Source organism: Hydrogenophaga sp. 70-12, from assembly GCF_001897365.1.
Lineage (GTDB): Bacteria > Pseudomonadota > Gammaproteobacteria > Burkholderiales > Burkholderiaceae_C > Hydrogenophaga > Hydrogenophaga borbori.
Genome location: NZ_MKSS01000411.1, coordinates 1 through 5,118, shown reverse-complemented (window position 1 = coordinate 5,118; position 5,118 = coordinate 1). Strand labels below are relative to the sequence as shown.

General features: G+C 68.0%; 5 protein-coding genes. 4 read left to right on the top strand and 1 reads right to left on the bottom strand.

The window, feature by feature from the left end; translation table 11 throughout:
• A partial coding sequence (gene trxB / locus BGO22_RS21260; protein WP_286852390.1) for a thioredoxin-disulfide reductase occupies nucleotides 1-866 on the bottom strand: 866 nt, incomplete at its 3' end.
• A 175-nt stretch (nucleotides 867-1,041) separates the two neighbouring features.
• On the opposite strand from trxB, the gene BGO22_RS21255 reads away from it, so the two are divergent.
• The 4 genes from BGO22_RS21255 to BGO22_RS21240 form a co-directional block, all read left to right on the top strand.
• Nucleotides 1,042-1,716, top strand: a complete 675-nt coding sequence (locus BGO22_RS21255; RefSeq protein ID WP_009516830.1) for a Crp/Fnr family transcriptional regulator — start codon at nucleotides 1,042-1,044, stop codon at nucleotides 1,714-1,716.
• A gap of 63 nt (nucleotides 1,717-1,779) precedes the next feature.
• Nucleotides 1,780-4,119, top strand: coding sequence for a DNA translocase FtsK (locus BGO22_RS21250; protein ID WP_070400607.1), 2,340 nt, complete (start codon nucleotides 1,780-1,782; stop codon nucleotides 4,117-4,119).
• A 34-nt stretch (nucleotides 4,120-4,153) separates the two neighbouring features.
• On the top strand, nucleotides 4,154-4,801 hold the full coding sequence (gene lolA / locus BGO22_RS21245) for an outer membrane lipoprotein periplasmic chaperone LolA (RefSeq protein WP_070400675.1): 648 nt from the start codon (nucleotides 4,154-4,156) through the stop codon (nucleotides 4,799-4,801).
• 8 nt (nucleotides 4,802-4,809) lie between these two features.
• On the top strand, nucleotides 4,810-5,118 hold a 309-nt coding region (locus BGO22_RS21240; protein ID WP_286852389.1), incomplete at its 3' end, for an AAA family ATPase.

Below are 5,118 nucleotides of genomic sequence, written 5' to 3'. Positions count from 1 at the left end.
TACACATGGTCCTGCACGTCGCCCGCCGCGAAGATGCCGGGCACGCTGGTCATGGTGGCCATGCCGCTGAGCCCCGATTTCGTGACGATGTAGCCGTCCTTCATCTCCAGTTGGCCCTGGAAAATCTCCGTGTTCGGTCGGTGGCCGATGGCGATGAAGCAGCCCTGCAGCTTCAGTTCCTCGGTGGCGCCGGTCTGGGTGTCCTTCAGGCGGATGCCGGTGACGCCGGTCTGGTCGCCGAGCACCTCGTCCAGGGTCTTGAAGAGCTTGAGCTCGATCTTGCCTTCCTTGACCTTCTCCATCACCTTGTCCACCAGGATGGGCTCGGCGCGGAACTTGTCGCGGCGGTGCACCAGGTAGACCTTGCTGGCGATGTTGGACAGGTACAGCGCTTCCTCGACCGCGGTGTTGCCGCCGCCGATCACGCAGGTGGTCTGGCCGCGGTAGAAGAAGCCGTCGCAGGTGGCGCAGGCGCTCACGCCCTTGCCCATGAACGCTTCTTCGGATGGCAGGCCCAGGTACTGGGCCGACGCGCCGGTGGCGAGGATGAGCGCGTCGCAGGTGTAGGTGCCGCTGTCCCCGGTGAGGGTGAAGGGGCGCTTGGAGAAGTCGACCTTGTTGATGTGGTCGAAGACGATCTCGGTCTTGAAGCGTTCCGCGTGCTGCAGGAAACGCTGCATCAGATCAGGGCCCTGCACGCCGTCCACGTCGGCGGGCCAGTTGTCCACCTCGGTCGTGGTCATGAGCTGGCCGCCCTGGGCGATGCCGGTGATGAGCACCGGGTTGAGGTTGGCGCGGGCCGCGTACACGGCGGCGGTGTAGCCGGCGGGGCCGGAACCCAGGATCAGGACTTTGGCGTGTTTCATATGGGTGCGCGCTATCGAAAAACGGAGCAATTGGTTTAGAGTCGAGGGGGTATATGGAGATACCCGGCGCGATAGTCAAATAACGCGCGTCAATGGCGGCGATCGCCGAAAGCCATGACCGGCCGGGATTGTAGGGAAGCGGGCCCTCTTTTCCCCGCTGTCTGGGATTACACGCATGTCCATTCTGTCCAATCTCGACCTGATCCGTCGCGTGCCGCTGTTTTCAACCCTCACGCAGGCCCAGGCCGAATCGGTGGCGGACGCGGTGGTCAAGCGCCGCTACAAGCGCGGCGAAATGATCGTCGAGCAGGGCAAGAAATCGAACTGCCTGGCCATCGTGCTCACCGGCCGGGCCCGGGTCGTCACCACCGACAGCCGCGGCCGCGAGGTCATCCTGGCCACCATGAACCCGGGCGACTACGTCGGCGAAATGAGTCTGATCGATAACCAGCCGCACTCGGCCACGGTGCGCGCCGAGGTGCAGACCGATGTGCTGATCCTGGGCCGCAATGAGTTCGCGCGCTGCCTGCCCGAGAACTCTTCCATGGCCTATGCCGTGATGCGCGGCCTGGTGCAGCGTCTGCGGCAGGCCGACCGCAAGATTGAGTCCCTGGCTCTGCTGGACGTATACGGCCGCGTGGCCCGCGCGCTGCTGGAGCAGGCGCAGCCCGGACGCGACGGCCAGCTGATGATCCGCGAGCGAGTGTCCCGTCAGGACGTGGCCAAGATGATCGGCGCCTCGCGCGAGATGGTCAGCCGCGTCATGAAGGACCTGGAGGATCGGGGTTTCATCGAGGTCGCCGAGGACGGCAGCACCATCATCAAGGAGCGGCTCAACACCCTCGGTTGAGTCTGTCGTGAGGGGCTGAGGCAGGGGGGTGCGCTGGGGTAAGCTTGGGCTTGCTTCCGCGCCATGACCTATTCACTCAATACCCTCAACGCCGACCAGCAGGGCGCGTCCGCGCCCAGTGGCATCGCGCGTTTCGCCCAGGAAATCGGCCTCGTGCTCGGCGCCGCCGCACTGGCCTTCTGGTTGATTGCCCTGCTGAGCCACTCGCTGGCCGACCCGGCCTGGAGCACCACGGGCACGTCCCCCGAGGTGCGCAACTGGGCCGGCCGGCTGGGCGCCATCGTGGCCGACGCCAGCTATTTCCTGTTCGGGTTTTCGGTCTGGTGGTGCTTCGCCGCCGGCGTGCGGGCCTGGCTCTCGGGCCTGGCGCGCTGGTTGCGTGGTCCCTCGCCCGTGCCGGCCGAGCCGCGCTGGTGGCAGCGGCCACACATGCGCCGTGCGGCCTTCTGGGGCGGCCTGGTCGTCCTGCTGATGGTGAGTTGCGCGCTGGAGTGGAGCCGCCTGCATCGGCTGGAGGCCCTCCTGCCCGGCCATTCGGGCGGTGTGCTGGGGCAGTCCCTGGGGCCCGTGGCCGAGCGCTGGCTGGGCTTCACCGGGGCGGCGCTGGCGCTGCTGGCGGCCCTGCTGGCCTGCCTGCCGCTGGTGTTCCGCTTCTCCTGGGGCCATTGGGCCGAGGTGGTCGGCCACACGGTCGACGGCTGGTTCGAGGCCCGGCGCGAGAAGCGCGAGGCGGTGGAGGACGAGCGCATCGGCCGCGCCGCCGCGCGTGAGCGCGAGGAGGTGGTGAAGACCGAGCGCGTGGAGATCGAGGAGCACCACCCGGTGCCCGTGCTCATCGAGCCGACCATGGTCGAGGTGCCCAAGAGCGAGCGTGTGGCCAAGGAGCGCCAGAAGCCCCTGTTCACCGAGTTGCCCGACAGCAAGCTGCCGCAGGTGGACCTGCTGGACGCCGCGCCAGGCCAGCAGAGCACGGTGGACGCCCAGACGCTGGAGATGACCAGCCGCCTGATCGAGAAGAAACTCAAGGACTTCGGCGTGGAGGTGCGCGTGGTCGCGGCCGCGCCGGGCCCGGTGATCACGCGCTACGAGATCGAGCCCGCCACCGGCGTGAAGGGCTCGCAGATCGTCAATCTCAGCCGCGACCTCGCGCGCTCGCTCTCGCTGGTGTCGATCCGCGTGATCGAGACCATCCCGGGCAAGAACCTGATGGCGCTGGAACTGCCCAACGCCAAGCGCCAGACCATCCGCCTGTCCGAAATCCTGGGCTCGCAGGTCTACAACGACGCCAAGTCGCTGCTCACCATCGGCCTGGGCAAGGACATCGGCGGCCAGCCGGTGGTGGCCGACCTGGCCAAGATGCCGCACTGCCTGGTGGCCGGCACCACGGGTTCGGGCAAGTCGGTGGGCATCAACGCCATGATCCTGTCGCTGCTCTACAAGGCCGACCCCAAGGACGTGCGCCTGCTGCTGATCGACCCGAAGATGCTCGAGATGAGCGTCTACGAGGGCATTCCGCACCTGCTGGCGCCCGTGGTCACCGACATGAAGCACGCGGCCAACGGCCTGAACTGGTGCGTGGCCGAGATGGAGAAGCGCTACAAGCTCATGAGCAAGGTGGGCGTGCGCAACCTCGCGGGCTACAACACCAAGCTCGAAGAAGCCAAGGCGCGCGGCGAGGTGATCGGCAACCCGTTCTCGCTCACGCCCGAGCAGCCCGAACCGCTGGAGCCGCTGCCCTACATCGTGGTGGTGATCGACGAGCTGGCCGACCTGATGATGGTGGTGGGCAAGAAGATCGAAGAGCTCATCGCGCGTTTGGCGCAGAAGGCGCGCGCCGCCGGCATCCACCTGGTGCTGGCCACTCAGCGCCCCAGCGTGGACGTGATCACCGGCCTGATCAAGGCCAACATCCCGACCCGCATCGCCTTCCAGGTGAGCAGCAAGATCGACAGCCGCACCATCCTCGACCAGATGGGCGCCGAAAGCCTGCTGGGCATGGGCGACATGCTCTACCTGCCCTCGGGCATGGGCTTTCCCACGCGCGTGCACGGCGCCTTCGTCAGCGACGACGAGGTGCACCGCGTGGTGGGCTACCTCAAGCAGCAGGGCGAGGCCAACTACATCGACGGCGTGCTCGACGGCGGCGGCGCCGACGGCGAGGGCGGTGACATGTTCGGCGAGGGCGGCGACGGGGGCGGCGGCGAAAAGGACCCGCTGTACGACCAGGCCGTGGCCATCGTGCTGCAGGACCGCAAGGCCAGCATCTCGTACGTGCAGCGCAAGCTCAAGATCGGCTACAACCGCGCCGCGCGCCTGCTGGAAGACATGGAAAAAGCCGGCCTGGTGAGTGCGCTCACCAGCAGCGGGCAGCGCGACATCCTGGTCGGCGGGCGCGTGGAATGATGCAACTCGCCGCCCGTCCTGGGGTCACATGGCCATGAACATTCGCACCCTGTTGACGGCGGCTGCCGTGTCGCTGCTGAGCCTGGCCGGGCCTGCGCACGCCGATGGCCTGAGCGCCCTGGACAGCTTCCTGCGTGAGGTGGACAGCGCGCGCGCCGACTTCACCCAGGTGGTCACCTCGCCGAAAAAGTCGGGCGAGGCCGCGCCGCGCCAGCGCACCAGCACGGGCCGCTTCGAGTTCTTGCGCCCCGACCGTTTCCGCTTCGTGTACGCCAAGCCTTTCGAGCAGACCATCGTGGCCGACGGCCAGCGTCTCTGGCTGCACGACGTGGACCTGAACCAGGTGAGCGTGCGCGCCCAGAAGGACGCGCTGGGCAGCACGCCGGCCGCGCTGATCGCCTCGGGCGGCGACCTGACGGCGCTGCGCGCGGCCTTCGACTTCAAGGCCTTGCCCGAGAAGGACGGCCTGCAGTGGGTCGAGGCCCTGCCCAAGGCCCGCGACGGCCAGCTCCAGCGCGTGCGCATCGGCCTGCGAGGCAACCAGCTCGCGGTGCTCGAAATCGTGGATGGCCTGGGCCAGCGCTCGGAGCTCACGTTCAAGGGCTGGCAGGCCAGCCCGGGCCTGAAACCGGGCGATTTCCGCTTCGAGCCACCGGTCGGTGCCGACGTGATCCGCAACTGACCGACGGCGTGGCGACCGCTCCCAACACCCACGCCCCCCTGGCCGAGCGGCTGCGCCCGCGCACGCTGGGCGAGGTGATCGGCCAGCAGCACCTGCTGGGCGAGGGCATGGCCCTGCGCCTGGCCTTCGAATCGGGGCAGCCGCACAGCTGCATCCTCTGGGGCCCGCCCGGGGTGGGCAAGACCACCATCGCGCGCCTCATGGCGGATTCGTTCGACGCGCAGTTCATCACCATCAGCGCGGTGCTGGGCGGTGTGAAGGACATCCGCGAGGCGGTGGAGCAGGCCCAGGCCGCGCGCGACGGCCTGCATCCGCAG